The organism is Mesorhizobium sp. YR577 (assembly GCF_900116595.1).
Taxonomy (GTDB): Bacteria; Pseudomonadota; Alphaproteobacteria; order Rhizobiales; family Rhizobiaceae; genus Mesorhizobium_M.
Genome location: NZ_FPBI01000051.1, coordinates 1 through 13,878, shown reverse-complemented (window position 1 = coordinate 13,878; position 13,878 = coordinate 1). Strand labels below are relative to the sequence as shown.

At 58.9% G+C, this 13,878-nt stretch carries 13 protein-coding genes and 5 pseudogenes; 7 read left to right on the top strand and 11 right to left on the bottom strand.

All coding sequences use genetic code 11. The features are described from left to right. The 7 genes and pseudogenes from BM413_RS31835 to BM413_RS33955 all read right to left on the bottom strand — a co-directional run. Positions 1-84 (bottom strand): annotated as a pseudogene (locus BM413_RS31835) (transposase); the annotation flags it as partial. Positions 85-384: 300 nt separating this feature from the next. Beyond that, complete coding sequence (locus BM413_RS31830; protein ID WP_348272959.1) at positions 385-708, bottom strand: NUDIX domain-containing protein; 324 nt, start codon at positions 706-708, stop codon at positions 385-387. A gap of 70 nt (positions 709-778) precedes the next feature. Continuing rightward, positions 779-1,402, bottom strand: a complete 624-nt coding sequence (locus BM413_RS31825) for a recombinase family protein (protein WP_091918841.1) — start codon at positions 1,400-1,402, stop codon at positions 779-781. A 609-nt stretch (positions 1,403-2,011) separates the two neighbouring features. Beyond that, positions 2,012-2,710: a TniQ family protein gene (locus BM413_RS31815; protein ID WP_091918839.1), complete on the bottom strand. Its 699-nt coding sequence runs from the start codon at positions 2,708-2,710 to the stop codon at positions 2,012-2,014. Beyond that, positions 2,710-3,600, bottom strand: coding sequence for a TniB family NTP-binding protein (locus BM413_RS31810; RefSeq protein WP_091918844.1), 891 nt, complete (start codon positions 3,598-3,600; stop codon positions 2,710-2,712). Before BM413_RS31810 ends, BM413_RS31815 begins: the two co-directional genes overlap by 1 nt. 5 nt (positions 3,601-3,605) lie before the next feature. Further along, positions 3,606-4,418 (bottom strand): Mu transposase C-terminal domain-containing protein, encoded by an 813-nt coding sequence (locus BM413_RS33960; RefSeq protein ID WP_244538144.1) that lies wholly within the window; start codon positions 4,416-4,418, stop codon positions 3,606-3,608. Then, entirely contained in the window at positions 4,327-5,304 is a 978-nt protein-coding gene (locus BM413_RS33955; protein ID WP_244538143.1) for a transposase, read from the bottom strand. The genes BM413_RS33960 and BM413_RS33955 overlap by 92 nt, the downstream gene beginning before the upstream one ends. A gap of 135 nt (positions 5,305-5,439) precedes the next feature. Between BM413_RS33955 and BM413_RS34085 the strand changes: the two are divergent. Further along, positions 5,440-5,781: pseudogene (locus BM413_RS34085) on the top strand (recombinase family protein); the annotation flags it as partial. Positions 5,782-5,810: 29 nt separating this feature from the next. Here the strand turns inward: BM413_RS34085 and BM413_RS31795 are convergent. Next, a complete protein-coding gene (locus BM413_RS31795) occupies positions 5,811-6,377 on the bottom strand; it encodes a helix-turn-helix domain-containing protein (RefSeq protein WP_091918843.1) in 567 nt (188 codons plus the stop codon). Positions 6,378-6,458: 81 nt separating this feature from the next. Beyond that, positions 6,459-7,244: a cysteine hydrolase family protein gene (locus BM413_RS31790; protein ID WP_244538142.1), complete on the bottom strand. Its 786-nt coding sequence runs from the start codon at positions 7,242-7,244 to the stop codon at positions 6,459-6,461. A gap of 175 nt (positions 7,245-7,419) precedes the next feature. On the opposite strand from BM413_RS31790, the gene BM413_RS31785 reads away from it, so the two are divergent. Next, positions 7,420-7,941 carry a GNAT family N-acetyltransferase gene (locus tag BM413_RS31785; protein WP_091918838.1) on the top strand — a complete coding sequence of 174 codons (522 nt, stop codon included), beginning with the start codon at positions 7,420-7,422 and terminating at the stop codon, positions 7,939-7,941. 10 nt (positions 7,942-7,951) lie between these two features. On the opposite strand, the gene BM413_RS34080 is transcribed toward BM413_RS31785, so the two are convergent. Both BM413_RS34080 and BM413_RS31780 read right to left on the bottom strand, forming a co-directional pair. Beyond that, complete coding sequence (locus BM413_RS34080) at positions 7,952-8,083, bottom strand: hypothetical protein (RefSeq protein WP_280141878.1); 132 nt, start codon at positions 8,081-8,083, stop codon at positions 7,952-7,954. 51 nt (positions 8,084-8,134) lie between these two features. After that, positions 8,135-9,081, bottom strand: a pseudogene (locus tag BM413_RS31780) (IS110 family transposase); the annotation flags it as partial. Positions 9,082-9,246: 165 nt separating this feature from the next. Here BM413_RS31780 and BM413_RS31775 point away from each other — a divergent pair. The 5 genes and pseudogenes from BM413_RS31775 to BM413_RS31755 form a co-directional block, all read left to right on the top strand. After that, a pseudogene (locus BM413_RS31775) lies at positions 9,247-9,498 on the top strand (IS110 family transposase); the annotation flags it as partial. A gap of 155 nt (positions 9,499-9,653) precedes the next feature. Then, the gene (locus tag BM413_RS31770; RefSeq protein WP_091918837.1) at positions 9,654-10,886 is read left to right on the top strand and encodes a site-specific integrase; all 1,233 of its coding nucleotides are present in this window, start codon (positions 9,654-9,656) and stop codon (positions 10,884-10,886) included. Then, positions 10,883-12,250 carry a tyrosine-type recombinase/integrase gene (locus BM413_RS31765; protein WP_091918836.1) on the top strand — a complete coding sequence of 456 codons (1,368 nt, stop codon included), beginning with the start codon at positions 10,883-10,885 and terminating at the stop codon, positions 12,248-12,250. Before BM413_RS31770 ends, BM413_RS31765 begins: the two co-directional genes overlap by 4 nt. Then, on the top strand, positions 12,247-13,251 hold the full coding sequence (locus BM413_RS31760; RefSeq protein ID WP_091918835.1) for a site-specific integrase: 1,005 nt from the start codon (positions 12,247-12,249) through the stop codon (positions 13,249-13,251). Before BM413_RS31765 ends, BM413_RS31760 begins: the two co-directional genes overlap by 4 nt. Before the next feature lie 84 nt (positions 13,252-13,335). After that, positions 13,336-13,878, top strand: a pseudogene (locus BM413_RS31755) (IS110 family transposase); the annotation flags it as partial.

Below are 13,878 nucleotides of genomic sequence, written 5' to 3'. Positions count from 1 at the left end.
ACCGAGCTTCTGCTTTCCGCCAGTTGATCGCTGAAGTGGTGTCAGGCCGAGCCAGGCCGCAAAATCACGTCCTTTTCTGAAGGTCGACGCACAGGTGTCGATTCCAGAAGAGGATTTCAGTGTTGTTCAAAAGTGGATTTCAGTAGGGTTACCTGAAGGAAGGACGATGCTTTTTAGCCGATCTCAATAAGGGGCACAGATTACGGTAGCTGAGAGAGCAGCCTGGAGGGTGGCTATCTTCCCGCTTGGACGCGCAGCCACGGGTTCGGCTTCCTCTCAACGAACTCTTTCTTGATATGCTCAAGAGTGGCCCGCTGTCCGGCGAACGGCAGCAAGGCGGCCGCCTCATTTAAAGACAGCCAGCGGAAATCATCGTGCTCGTCGTTAAGTCGCACCTTGCAGGTCTGTCGGTGCAAAGGCGACAAATACCGGCGTCAGTGTGATCCCGTCTCGATCGGCTTCATAAAACTGCTCGCAAATATCAGCGGAATACAGATCTGTTAGGCTGAGTCCGGTTTCTTCCTCAGCTTCCCGAAGTGCTGCCTGCCACGCGGTCTCACCATGTTCGATGCCTCCTGCGACCTGACACCATTCTCCGGTAAGAGTACTACTGGTCCTGCGTAAAAGGAGAAGGTCAAAGGTATCGTCTCGAGGCTTCAAAATGAACAAGGAGATAGCAAAGGATTTGATGGGAATTTCGCGTTTCAATATTGGGCTCCTGCCAGGTAGATTTGAATGAAGTGATGCCGGATGATCCTTCTTAAACTGGATCAAGGCTTTACTTTTTCCGTGTGAGCAGGCGTTCTCCGTCAGCTCGCAATTCGCCTTTTGGTCCCACGAACCGGTAAAGTGTCTGCCGGGTGACACCGAGTTCGGAACACAGGTCAGCGACTTTCGTCTCCGGCTTTCCCATGGATGCTTGTGCGAGACGCAGTTTCGCCGGCGTCATCTTGAAGGGCGCGCCGCCGTTTCGACCACGTGCTCGTGCCGCTGCCAATCCCGCCTTAGTCCGCTCGATGATCAACGCCCGTTCGAATTCGGCCAGTGCGGCGAATATGCCGAACACAAGCCGCCCATTGGCGGTCGAAGTATCGATCGAGGCGCCTTCGCCGGCCAATACCTTCAGGCCGATGTTTCGCTTCGTCAGTTCGTCGACCAGATTGACGAGGTGGCGCAGATCGCGGCCGAGGCGATCGAGCTTCCAGACGACGAGCGTGTCGCCGTCGCGCAGCGCCTTCATACAGGCGGCAAGTCCGGGGCGATCATCCTTCTTTCCCGACGCAGAGTCTTCATAGACCTTGTCGGCCTCGATCCCTGCCTTGGTCAGCGCATCCCGCTGAAGGTCATGGACCTGGCTACCATCGGCTTTCGAGACTCGAGCGTATCCGATCATGGTTGTCATATAAACGCTCGTATTTGTACAAACGGGAATCTCCTCCCGCCTCACCGCGAACTTGTCACAGAACCCGTCATATTGTCTAGGCTCTATAAACCTTCTGATTTTTGATTTTGTGACGTCATGTGTCCGGCCGTGTTTCGATGACCTCGATGCCCAAGTTGCGCAGATCGGAATTGACCGCCTCGATTTTCGATTCCGGCAAATTCCAGATCATCAGCTGGCGCAGATGGTAGGCTTCAAGCGGGCTTCGCCGTGCGGCAGCAACCCGCTGCGGACCATAGCTCCTCCCAAGTTGCGGTCTTCACCGATGACATCGGTGCAGGTTTTCGCGGAGGGCTAGAAGCGAAGTCACGATCCGGGGCGGTGGGAGGCGGATCGAAGACGGTCGATGCGGACCAGTGTTTGACGTTTGCGGGACGGGTGTCGAATTTGCCTGTCAGGAGACGATCAATGGTCTCGGCGGCGACGGTGATTTTTTCTCTCTGTTCCCTCGGCATTTCTTCGAAGACGCGATCCATCCCAAGGCCATCATGCATGGGCAGCCCCACGTACTGCCATGCCGAGGCAATAACTTGTCTGAAGCCAGCCAGCGTATATTGCGGGCGGACAAGCTCATCGATGAGGCTGCGTAACGCCCTGACCCAGCGCCACGTTGATGCTGCCGCCATGGGGCAGAAGGGTGTGGCCCTCGGTCAAGGCTTGCAGGGTCAACCGATCGAGAGCAGCAACTTTCTCGGATGCTCCCCGGCGCGGCGTGAAGGCATACAAGTCCTCGCGGCGCGGATGCGGCAAGAAGCCCGGCTCAAGCATTTCCTGATGAGCAGGGCAGCATGTCATCCACGCGGCACACCAGTATATCCGCCGGTACGGGATTGGATCACCAGCCACGCATTGTCGGCAAAAGAGTGGTTGCTCACGCTTGTTTTCGGCGATCCATGGGAGCCACCGCTGCTGATCCAGGCGGAATATCGGTCGGCTGAACCGCTTTTCGGCAGGCGCGAGAGAGGGAAACTGAGTAACATAGGTCTCGAAGAGGCCTTCGGTGGGCGTCATGCTGTCAATGAGCAGGGGCGCATATCCCGCCAATGTCATGGCATGGAGTTTCTCGGTCGAAACGCCCGTGCGCTCGGACATCGTCAGAAGCAGACCAGCCGGAGGCGCGAGATTCAGTTCATCGTCCCGCAGGCTGAAGCCGAATGACCGCTCCATAAACGTCCATGGTGCCAGACCATAAGCGCCGGCCAGCCGGTCGATCCATGACGACAGCGCCTCATGAGGCAGGGGCTGGGGATGGATCGGTAGCCGTTTCATCAGCTAGGCACGAGCTGCCTCTCGATACTGATACGCCTTTCGACCGGCCCCTTGTAGTCCGCTGCCCGCAGTGTCTGCTCGTTGATCGCTTCCTCACCGGTTTCAACGGCGACGATCGCCGCCGCGCGCAGCAAGGCAAGCATCTCGCCGATCGTGCCTCCTGTCCTCGTGACAATCGCCCCGACGATCTCGGATCGCAGAAGATCGGGAGAGGAACCACGCAGTGGCAGGGAGGCGGCGAAGCTCATCAGCAAGGTCGCCGTCTCCGAGTCAGGCTCCCACAGCGGCAGAATGATGGGCTCGAACCTGTTTTCCAGCTGCGGGTCGGTGCGAATGGCCATATAAGCCTCCTGCGTTCCGACGCCGATCAAGGGAATGCGCAGCGCGTTACCCAGGTAGCGCAGCAGATTCAAAAACTCGCGGCGCGCGGACGCCGATCCGGCCAGCATGTTGTGCAACTCGTCGATTACGAGGACGCGTGCCTTGATCGCCCGAAGCACGGTCAGCGCCATCTGTTCCAGATCGTGAGTGCGAACACCTCCGCCAGCCCGTGGACCTGGCGCTCCTGTCTCCGCAAGCAGCGCGGCATAGAACCTGCCAATCGTCGGATTGGTCGGCATCTGCACGACGACGACTGGCAAGGTCTCCGCATCCGTTTCCATATCCGGCGCCATCGTATGATCGCGACGGAACTTCTCGATCACCATGCTCTTGCCGTTGTTCGTCGGACTGAGCAGCAGGGCATTGGGCGGCCGGAGCCGGCCAGGCCCATAACGCAGAAGATGTTCGAACTTTCGAAGCGCCTCCTGCGCCCGGTCATAGCCGATCCACCACTGGGCTCCGGCCAGAAGGTCGAGGCGAGCGGCGGCATCAAGGTCCTTGTCTTCCATGCGGTTCACCATTTTGTCGCCGGGTACAGCTGGGTGACGACGATCTGCGGCTCGGCATCCTCCGCCCGCTTTGTCGGCTCCGGTTGAAAGGAAAGAGGATTCTTGCCCGCGATCCGCGCGAGCTTCCGGCGTGCCGAGCGTGTTCGAGCTGCTGCGTCCCGCGCCAGTTCCCGCTGGGCGGCCACGGCTCGGAAGATTGCTTCTTCATCAACGTGCGATCGTCCGTCGGCTCTCAGGCGAGCCACCGCTTCCCGGTGTTCGAACAACGTGATGCTCGGGCGACCCAGGCGGGCACAGGGGACCTCGACATAAAACTGGGCGACCGGATCGAGGGCGTAAATGCGGGAAAGATCGCGCGGATCTCGGCGTATGACGAACGGATCCATCCTGTCGCGTTCAGCGACCCATGGATGCAAGGCGTTGCTGAAGTAGGCAATATGATCGAGGCGGAACCCTTCACGGGTGATACGACGGCGAACGACAGGAAGGAAATCGACGAGGAAAGCTTGTGTTTGGGAAACGGGACGCGGCGCGGCGACCGTTGAGACCCCATGATGCCATCGCGCGACAGGCGGCTCCAGAAGCCCGCCGTGGACCTCACCATGATATCGGCCAACTATGGCAAGGGTCATCCATTGTTCAAGTTCCGCAAGCGTCAAACAGGCATTGCCGTCACTGTCATACTCGCCGCGCTCGGCGACGTTCGAAAACGTGGTGCCGGGAACTTCATGGATCATCTGCATGAGCGTGCCGATGAGACGCTCGACGATGCCACCATAATGAGGCGTGGCGACCGGACGATAGTTCAGCGATGCCATACTGCTCGCAGCCGCGCGTCAGCGCCTCCGAATGAAACTCCGCGGCATTATCGACATAGAAAGCGCCGGGCATGCCGGAAACCGGCCAGTGATAGTCACCAAGGCCTAAACTGGCAAGGTATCCGTCCTTCGGAGACGCTGCATGCGCAATGCACAGTCCGACGCTCGTGGCAGAAGGTGGATCGAACGACAACAAAAATCCGGCGACACACCGGCTGTATACGTCGATCGCCACCGTCAGATAGGGCCGGCCCAGCGGCTTGCGGTATGCCTCATCGACGAGAATAATATCGACGGGCGTATGATCGATCTGCAGCACTGCCATTGGTGCTGGCGATTCAGGCGTCTCCCCGGCTGCGGCCTTCAGCCGCCGCGCCGCTTTGCTTCGAGCGCCACCCTCCCTACGCTTGGCGGCTTCCTCCGATCTGATCGCCTGCACGCGAGCGCGAATGGTGTTGGTTGCCGGCGCTGCAATGCCTGCGGTCGCGCATCTTTCTCGAACCGCACGCACGACAGCCGCCGCGCGCTTTTTCTGACGCGTCAGAAATTCGTCCCGGATCGCCTCGCAGATGATGGTCTCGACCACGAATGGCAAACGCGATTTACCCTTGCCCCCGGATGGCGGCTTTGGAGCCAGCGAACTCAGAAGTCCGCCCGACTGACGATATCTGCGGATCAGCGAATAAACGGTTCGCTCGGTGAGGCCGAGTTCGGTTCCAGCCTCCCTTGCCAATCGCGCAGGTACCTCTGCATGTCCGGCAAGAGGTGCGATAATCGCGGCACGACGCTTCGCCTCGATCCAGGCGATATCAGAGAGGCCCAGGATCCCCTCGGGAATCTGGGCTTGATCTGGCAAGGACGGAGCAGCAAGGTTTGCGTTGTTCATGCCATCCACTGAACACCACTATTGGCAGAAATGCCATCTACTGAAATGCTCTTGTGAAAAATCCTGAATTTCCAGATCGGCTAACTGTTTGAATCTCCGTACCCGCTACTGAAGTCGTCTTCTGAAATCGACAAGGGGGCTTCGATCGACACCACCACTGCCAATGGGCGACTGGTTTTCGCGATCTTCGCCGGCCTGGCCGAGTTCGAGCGCGAATTGATCTCCGAGCGCACGAAAGCCGGATTGGCCTCGGCGCGGGCGCGCGGCCGACATGGGGACCGCCCCTTCAAAATGACCCCCGCGAAGCTCCGGCTAGCACGCGCTGCGATGGGCCAACCGGAAACCAAGGTGAATGATCTGTGCGCCGAGCTCGGCATCACCCGCCAGACACTCTACCGGTTCGTCAGCCCAAGGGGCGAGCTACGCGATGACGGCAAACGGCTCCTGCAGCATCGGCGTGCGGCGCGTGCAAAGTGAAGTGAGAGGACCGGAGTCCCGGGGCAATTTCAGGAATTGCTCAAGACTGCAACTGTATAGACGCACGCTCGGTCACTCTCATTCTTGAAGATGCAATCGGTCGGCGGGCCGAGTTCGAGACAGTCTCCTTCTGTCATTTCATGCCGTATGTGCCCTTCGACGAAAACGAGTTCGCCGTCCAGAACCCAAATTAATTGGCGCAAGAAGGCGTAGGCGGACGCTGGCATCGACACTTCCCTGCCAGCAGGAAGCTCGATGCGGACGAGGTCGAGCGGTATATCCGAGCGTGGCGAAACGTGGCGGCGCACATAGCCGGTTTGCGGGTCGACCCATATGGGTTGATCGGCCTTCCTGAGCAGTCGTCCCTGCTGCATCTCAGCCCGGGCCATCAGCGTTGACATGCTGAGGCCGAATGCGCCGGAAAGCTTCCCGAGCAGGGTGGCTGTCGGACTGCTCTCGCCCCGCTCCACCTTGAAGATCATGGCACGCGAGACAGACGCTTTTTCGGCGAGGTCCGTCAAAGACCAACCACGGCTTTCCCGTTCTATACGAATGCGAGCGCCAATGCGCTGATCGATACCGCCAGATTTCGTCATGCGTGATACTATAGTGAACGAAATCTGGAACATCAACTAGGACGCCGCACGTCGTTTTGGCGTCCCAGCATGTCGTTGGAATTATGCCCGCTGGTTCAGCAAGCTGGCGAACATGTCCGCTGAGATAACAGGGGCGAAAAAGTTGTTGATGCGTTCCATCGCTGCCTTTTCCTGTTCAGGCTTCTGGCATCCGCACGCGTCTCCGATCACGATCGGCAGGTAGCCGTTGTCTCTGGCCAGGCGGGCATTGCCTTCAATGCACCAGTCGAGATGGATACCTGTAAGGACAATGACCTCGATCTTCTTGCGCGCGAGTTCAAGCGGCAGCTGAGTACCGATGAATGCCGTCTGAAGCGCCCGCTCGTTGAACTCGTTATCACCGGAGTGCACGAGAGCTCTAAGCTCGCCAACGAGTTCGTTGTCACGCGCCTGCTGCTCCTTCGTCCAGTTGAGACCTTCGATCCAGCCGCTGAATTGGGCACGGTCGAAGTCGTTCATCGGATAATCCTGACGAAAGACTTCGTATCCAATCCAGTTGAACGACCGAAAATTTTTGGCTTTGCGGGCGGCCTCAACCACCTTGATCGTCGCGGGAAGACTGCCGCGCTGGCGATGTCCTTCTGCCGCCTGTACGCCCCCGGGGTCATAGCAGGACTTGTTCTGGCTGACCGAGCAGTAAGCGGCCGGTCGCGACAGAATTTCTGCGAGGTCAAGCTTCTTCCATTGCGGAGCCAGTTCCGGAATGGCGTGGATTCCGCCTACATTCGAGGCAGCGTGTGCGGTTTTTGCACCGAACATGGTTGCCGCGGCTGCAGCGCCCATGGTGCCGAGAAGGGCAGCACGGCGGGTCATCATCAGATTTTCCATTTGAATTCCATATGTTAGCCAGAAGTGGGTTCTCCCGTTGTTGCCAAGGGGATAGTTAACTGATGCAAAGGGCGTGCCAATTTATTGGCTTTCCATATTAATATAGTAGACAGTCTTATCTAAGGGGGATATGAAGGACGGCGTCCACTATAATAGAACTTATGCGGAGAGAAGAATGCGCATTCGTAAGGCCGAAGACAGAGACATCGATGGCATTCTGGAAATCTATAATGACGCGGTCGTCAACACGACCGCCATCTGGAACAAGATCATCGTTGACGCACCCAATCGTGCCGCCTGGGTGACAGATCGCAAGCGAGCCGGCTACCCAGTGCTGGTGGCGGCCGACGACGAAGACAGGATCTTCGGATACGCATCCTTCGGCGACTGGCGTGCCTGGGACGGGTATCGCCACACAGTCGAGCATTCGGTCTACGTTCACAAGGACCGGCGCGGTGGTGGGATAGGCAAGTCGCTTATGGTGGAACTTGTGTACAGAGCGAAGGCAATCGGCAAGCATGTCATGGTCGCAGGAATCGAAGCGAAGAATATCGGCTCTATCAAGCTACACGAAAAGCTCGGCTTCGAGCATGTGGGGCACCTCAAGGAGGTGGGAACGAAATTCGGTGGATGGCTCGACCTAACTTTCATGCAATTGAAACTCGATCACCGAATTGATCCGGATGGCAGCTCCTAGTGGGAACTATCTACACGATCGCGCTGCTGGTTTCGGCGGGTATGTGCCTTGTCCTGCTTATGGTTCGGCTTACGCTTTCGGTCTCGACGGTGTTGATTGCATTGGTGATCAACTCTGCGATGGGGTTTACGCTACTACTCATTCTTCTTCTCATGCACAGCGCTGCTCCCAGCCTTTGATAACCGATTATCCCCAGTCTTGGGTTGCCTGCTTTTGAGACGCCTTGCTCCCGATCGACAGCCCCGCTTTGCCAAGGCGTCGGGGCCAACCCCGCATATGCGGCGATCTGGCGGCGGTTATCAAAATGCTGGAAGAAACCTTCCGACCATAGGACGCAAACTCGGCGCCGACGCCTTTAACTGCCAGCAGCATCTGGAGAGGTGCAGGCCTGGCATCGGTCGCTTGCGCCATGATGAGAGCATCGCGCTCTGCTTCGACAGTCCTGATCTGTTCGAGCAGGAGCTCGAGCCGATCCAGTTCACGGCATATCTGGGCTTTGATATGCGCTGGCAACGCACGTCCGTCGCCGGTTCGCAACTCTTCCAAGACTTGTCGACGATCCTTGGACAGCGGTTCATAGTTTGTGATCCCCTGAGAGAACAGAAGCCCTTTGATGCGCTTGACATGGGCAACGCGTTCGACGATCAGCGACTTGCGTTCTCGGCACACCCTTCGACAGTCCTCCTCACCTGGCGATGGAGCTCTCACCATGGCACAGACGCGTGGCTCTCCGCGCTTGTGGGCCATCAAGGTCCGAAGCAACACCTCACCGTCAAGACGGTCAGTCTTCGCTCGCCGACGATGACGCGATGTCGCGATCGAGGCCGGATCCACGATATGGCTTTCGATCCCTTCCTTCCCAAGCACCCGATGAATCCAGAAGCCGTCGAGGCCGGCCTCTTGAATCGTAACAATCGGATAGTTGCGCCCGGTTCTGGTCTGGCTTTTCTCGCGTAGTGCCGAAAACCGTGCAAACAAACCGGTGATGTCCCCGGCCTTCACCGAATGCTTCGACATTGTTTCACCGTTTCCCGGAGACAGAGAAGTTATCACCCAGATCGCGCGACTGAGTTCCAGTGAAACAAAGATTGCGCCAAGATCGGTGTAGATGGCGGTCGCAGGCTGGTTAGTCTTGAACATCGTCACCTCAGCATAAATGAGTTGTTGGACGACCGCTCATTCTGCAAAAATGTCGGCTGCCATCCAGCCCATGGGATCTTTAATGATGGGGTGGACACCCCCTCGACGGCATCGATGTGCCAGAATGGTGGTTGTTGCAGCCACCGGAGAGAAGGAGTGTCCACGATGGAAGTTACCACAATCGGCCTGGATCTGGCGAAGAATGTGTTTCAGGCACATGGAGCCGACGCCTCTGGCACGGCCATTTTCCGCAAACAACTGCGCCGGAAGAACGCGCTTGAATTCTTCGGCAATCAACCCGCGTGCGCGGTCGCCATGGAGGCCTGCGCTGGCGCGCATTATTGGGCACGCGAGATCGGCAAATTCGGACACACGGTAAAACTGATCCCGCCAGCGTACGTTAAGCCGTTAGTTAAGTTATGATCAGGTGAGCATATCTTAACTAATCGTCAGGTGACCATAATGCGAAGGAACGTGTGAAATCCGCGCAATTCTACCGTTCGTCGAGGGACTTGCTCCGCATTATTTTCCAGCGAACCTCTGCGGTCGTTTGACCAGCAGAGGAGCTATTGATGTCGAAATCCGATTGCGAACTGATCACCGAGCTCAAAGCCATACTGATCAGCCAACAATACAGTCCGGTGGTGGTAGGGAACTATTGCGCTTATGCGCGCGGGTTCCTCGATCATCTTGCGTGGCAAAATATCCTGGCCTCGGATGTCACCGAAGCCCAAGTGGAACAATATCTGCGTGATGCGGTCGCCCTGTTCCGGCAGCGTCGTGGTCGACGTCCCGGTCCGCGCTGGCACCAGATTCCGTGCGCGGGCATTCACGCTCTGCTTCGGCTTGTGCAGGGACAGTGGCCGCCAGCCCCGAAAGCGACCTGCGCCGCCGATGCACTGCGATTTACGATCTGCGACGAATACGAGGTCTGGCTTCGCGAGGAGCGTGGCCTTGCCCGACCCAGCATCGACACGTTCTTGTGGGAGGCTCGACACTTCCTGGCCTGGCAAGTCGATCGATGCGGTGCCGAAGGCCTGATGAGCCTGAGCGTCGGCGACATCGACCGCTATATGGACGCGCGTGCGTTGAAGCTGACGCGCAGCTCGCTGAAATCTGTAGCGGAGCGGCTTCGCTCGTTGTTGCGGTATCTCCATAGGACAAGCCACATTGCGGCCGATCAGTCACCACATGTCATCGCGCCACTGCTCTACGCCTATGAAGGGGTGCCCTCGATCCTGGAGCGGGGCCAGATCGCCGCGGTGCTGGAAACCGCGAGGACGGACAAGACGCCGGCGGGGCTGCGGGACCACGCGATCTTGCAAATCCTTGCAACCTATGGACTGCGGGCTGGAGAAATCCGCAACCTGCGGATCGAGGACATCGACTGGCGGACGGAAGTTATCCGTGTCCGTCACAGCAAGACGCAAGCCTGCTCGTTCCTGCCCTTGATGAAACCGGCGGGCGAGGCCGTGCTCGCTTATCTACGTTCCGGACGGCCTACGACCGATGCCAGGGAAATCTTCATCCGCACGCGCGCGCCCTATCGCAAGCTCGAGAAGCTATACAGCCTGGTTCGACGGCGGCTCCGCGATGCCGGCATCAAGCCGCCAGGCAAATGTGGACCACACATCTTCCGTCATGCGCGTGCAGTCGAGATGCTGCGTGCGTCAGTTCCGCAAAAGATCATCGGCGACCTGTTGGGGCATCGCTCAACCGCGTCGACGGCCCCCTACCTCAAGCTTGCCACCGAGGATCTCAGGGCCATCGCGCTTGATGTGCCGGGCACGGAGGTGCCGGCATGACCGCTCGTTGGCCCGATCTCGATCGCACGATCATTGGCCGCTATCTCGCGAGCCTTGATCTGCGCAGCATGAAAAGCCAAGCCTGCTACGGTCAGGTCTTGCACGGCTTCCAGGATGTCGTCGAGCGCCACAGCGAACTCGATCAGGACGTGCTGATGGCGTGGCTGCGGAAATCGGCCGAATGCTGGGCAGCGACGACGCGGCTACACCGCACCCGCATCATTGACCGGTTCCTCGAACGCCTGGTGGAAATCGGCGCGATCGAACGCAATCCCGTCGTCGCTCTGCGCGATGAGTGCAATATCAAGCAGTGCATGCCGATCTGGCGGGCACTGGCGTCGCGGGATCCGGAACGGGCTCTTGCCGAACTGCGCCAGCCTCAGCCGTTTGGCAGCGTGCTGGGCGAAATAATGGCCGAGCATGTCGCGATGATGCGGCGCAGAGGATACAAATACACTTCGCAGCCCCTGTTGCTCTTGCGGTTCGACCGGTTCCTGCAGTTGCATCCGGGACCGGAAACCGAACCGTTGAGCACCATGATCGATCGATGGGCGGCAACGAATGTCACGCGTCACCACGCGGAGGAATGCGAAAAGCTCAAGCGCGTCTTTGCGAAAATCCTTCGTCACCGCGACCCCTCGATGCCTGTGCGGCGACCAGACCCGAGACCGAGAAAGGAGGCCGCCAAGCAATGGCGAAAGCCCCATATCTACTCGCCTGCCGACGTGCGACGGATGCTCGACGTCGCCCGTACCTATCCGTCGCCACGGGTGCCGCTTCGACCGCTGAGCATGTACACGATGCTGTTGCTGGCTTATTGCGCAGGTTTACGGCGCGGCGAGCTTGCCCGTCTCGATATTGGTGACGTTGACCTGCAGGACGGTACGATAATCATCCGGCAGACCAAGTTCTTCAAAACCCGGATTCTGCCGCTACCCAACAGCGTTGTAGCCGAGCTTCGCGCCTACATCGACGCGCGGCGTCGTGCCGGTGGATCACAGGACGCGCGCTCCGGCCTGTTCTGGCACGAGCGAGACGACGGCCATTACACGCCGGAGATGATCACCTGGTTGCTCTCTGACGTCATACGCCGAGCCGGGTTGAAGCCATTGCGAGGAAAAACGGGGCCTCGCGTTCATGACCTACGCCACTCGATGGTCGTGAACAGGATCCTCGAATGGTACCGGACGGGCATCAATCCACAGGATCGTCTGCCGTTCCTCGCGACCTATCTCGGTCATAGGGATATCAACTCTACCCTGGTCTACATCACCGTCACGCTGGAGCTGCTGCATTACGCAAATGAACGGTTCCGGACGGTTGGCGCACCATGCCTCAATCTGGGGCAGGAGGTGCGGTCATGAGCAGGGATGACCGATTCCCGGTCCTGCTGCGCGCGTTCTTCTACGAATGGCTGGTCGAGCAGCGCAACGCGTCCGTCCATACGGTTCGATCATACCGCGATACCTGGAGGCTGTTGCTTCGGTTCGTTGCACAGCGCACTGGGAAGAAGGTGGCTATGATCACGCTGGCTGATCTGGTCGCCAGCGAGGTCGCCGCGTTCCTCAGTCACGCCGAACATGAACGCGGCGGTACGATCGGCACGCGCAACTGCCGGCTTGCCGCGATCCGCAGCTTCTTCCACTTCGTGGCCACCAGGGATCCCGCATCGATCGCGCAATGCGTCGAAGTCCTCCACATCCCGATCAAGCGCGCTCCCGTGTCGGAACCTTGCTATCTGGATCCGGCGGAAGTGACGGCGATCCTCGCTCAGCCAGACCGTTCGACCGTTGAGGGCATGCGCGATCATGCGCTGCTCTCGTTCCTCTACAACAGCGGCGCACGAATACAGGAAGCGCTCGACCTGTGCCCCGAAGCAATCCGGCTCGAAAGCCCGAACTGCGTGCGCCTAACCGGCAAGGGCCGGAAGGAACGTATCTGCCCGCTCTGGCCGGAAACCGTGATGCTGCTGAAGAAATTGCTTGAACGGCAACCACGGACGCCCGACCAGCGGCTGTTCGTCAACCGCTATGGTGAACCGCTCAGCGCCTCGGGGGTCCGGTTCAAGCTCGCCGCCTACGTGAAGGCGGCGGCCGAAACCATGCCAACGCTACGCGCCAAGCATGTAACGCCACACGCCTTCCGGCACGCCACCGCCGTGCACCTCATCTCGGCGGGCGTCGACGTTACAGTCATTCGAAGCTGGCTCGGCCACGTGAGCCTCGACACGACCAACCACTATGCCAGGGCCAACTTGGAAACGAAACGGAAAGCCCTGGAAAAGGTCGACGTTCCAACCACTCCCGGCGGCCAGCCATCCTGGAAGCGCGATGCAAGCGTGCTCGCCTGGCTCGACACACTCTGAAATAATGCGGAGGAATGTGAGCGGAAACGCCGACAATCAGCCGATCTGCGCACGTTCCTTCGCATTATGGTCACCTGACGATTAGTCAAGCGACAGAAAAGTGACGTGGCCGATGCGGAAGCAATTTGCGAGGCCTCGCAACGCCCGACGATGCGGTTTGTAGCGGTTAAAAGCCAGGATGCCCAGGCCAGCGGCGTTGTGTTTCGAGCACGAGACTTGCTGGTGCGCCAGAGAACACAGGTTATCAACGCGCTCCGCGGCCACCTTGCAGAATACGGGTTCATCACCGCTCAAGGGCCAGCCCATGTTGCCGGACTCATAGAATGCGTGGCGGATGACAAAAACACTTTGCCGGATGCAGCCCGATCAGCGCTTGCCATGCTGGTCGAAACGCTCCGAGATCTGGAGGATCGCGTCAGACGGCTCGACCATGAGATCGCACGCCGCGCTCGGGAAGACGAAAACGCACGGCGGCTTGCAACAATCCCAGGTGTCGGACCGATAGCGGCGACCGCATTGATAGCTTTGGCTCCCTGTGCGTCGACCTTCAGAAAAGGACGTGATTTTGCGGCCTGGCTCGGCCTGACACCACTTCAGCGATCAACTGGCGGAAAGCAGAAGCTCGGT

What these genes read in the sequence shown, in the direction of transcription:
- BM413_RS31825 (WP_091918841.1), bottom strand. Translation starts at nt 1,402, where the DNA reads ATGACAACCATGATCGGATACGCTCGAGTCTCGAAAGCCGATGGTAGC.
- BM413_RS31815 (WP_091918839.1), bottom strand. Translation starts at nt 2,710, where the DNA reads ATGAAACGGCTACCGATCCATCCCCAGCCCCTGCCTCATGAGGCGCTG.
- BM413_RS31810 (WP_091918844.1), bottom strand. Translation starts at nt 3,600, where the DNA reads ATGGAAGACAAGGACCTTGATGCCGCCGCTCGCCTCGACCTTCTGGCC.
- BM413_RS33960 (WP_244538144.1), bottom strand. Translation starts at nt 4,418, where the DNA reads ATGGCATCGCTGAACTATCGTCCGGTCGCCACGCCTCATTATGGTGGC.
- BM413_RS33955 (WP_244538143.1), bottom strand. Translation starts at nt 5,304, where the DNA reads ATGAACAACGCAAACCTTGCTGCTCCGTCCTTGCCAGATCAAGCCCAG.
- BM413_RS31795 (WP_091918843.1), bottom strand. Translation starts at nt 6,377, where the DNA reads ATGACGAAATCTGGCGGTATCGATCAGCGCATTGGCGCTCGCATTCGT.
- BM413_RS31790 (WP_244538142.1), bottom strand. Translation starts at nt 7,244, where the DNA reads ATGGAAAATCTGATGATGACCCGCCGTGCTGCCCTTCTCGGCACCATG.
- BM413_RS31785 (WP_091918838.1), top strand. Translation starts at nt 7,420, where the DNA reads ATGCGCATTCGTAAGGCCGAAGACAGAGACATCGATGGCATTCTGGAA.
- BM413_RS34080 (WP_280141878.1), bottom strand. Translation starts at nt 8,083, where the DNA reads ATGAGTAGTAGCGTAAACCCCATCGCAGAGTTGATCACCAATGCAATC.
- BM413_RS31770 (WP_091918837.1), top strand. Translation starts at nt 9,654, where the DNA reads ATGTCGAAATCCGATTGCGAACTGATCACCGAGCTCAAAGCCATACTG.
- BM413_RS31765 (WP_091918836.1), top strand. Translation starts at nt 10,883, where the DNA reads ATGACCGCTCGTTGGCCCGATCTCGATCGCACGATCATTGGCCGCTAT.
- BM413_RS31760 (WP_091918835.1), top strand. Translation starts at nt 12,247, where the DNA reads ATGAGCAGGGATGACCGATTCCCGGTCCTGCTGCGCGCGTTCTTCTAC.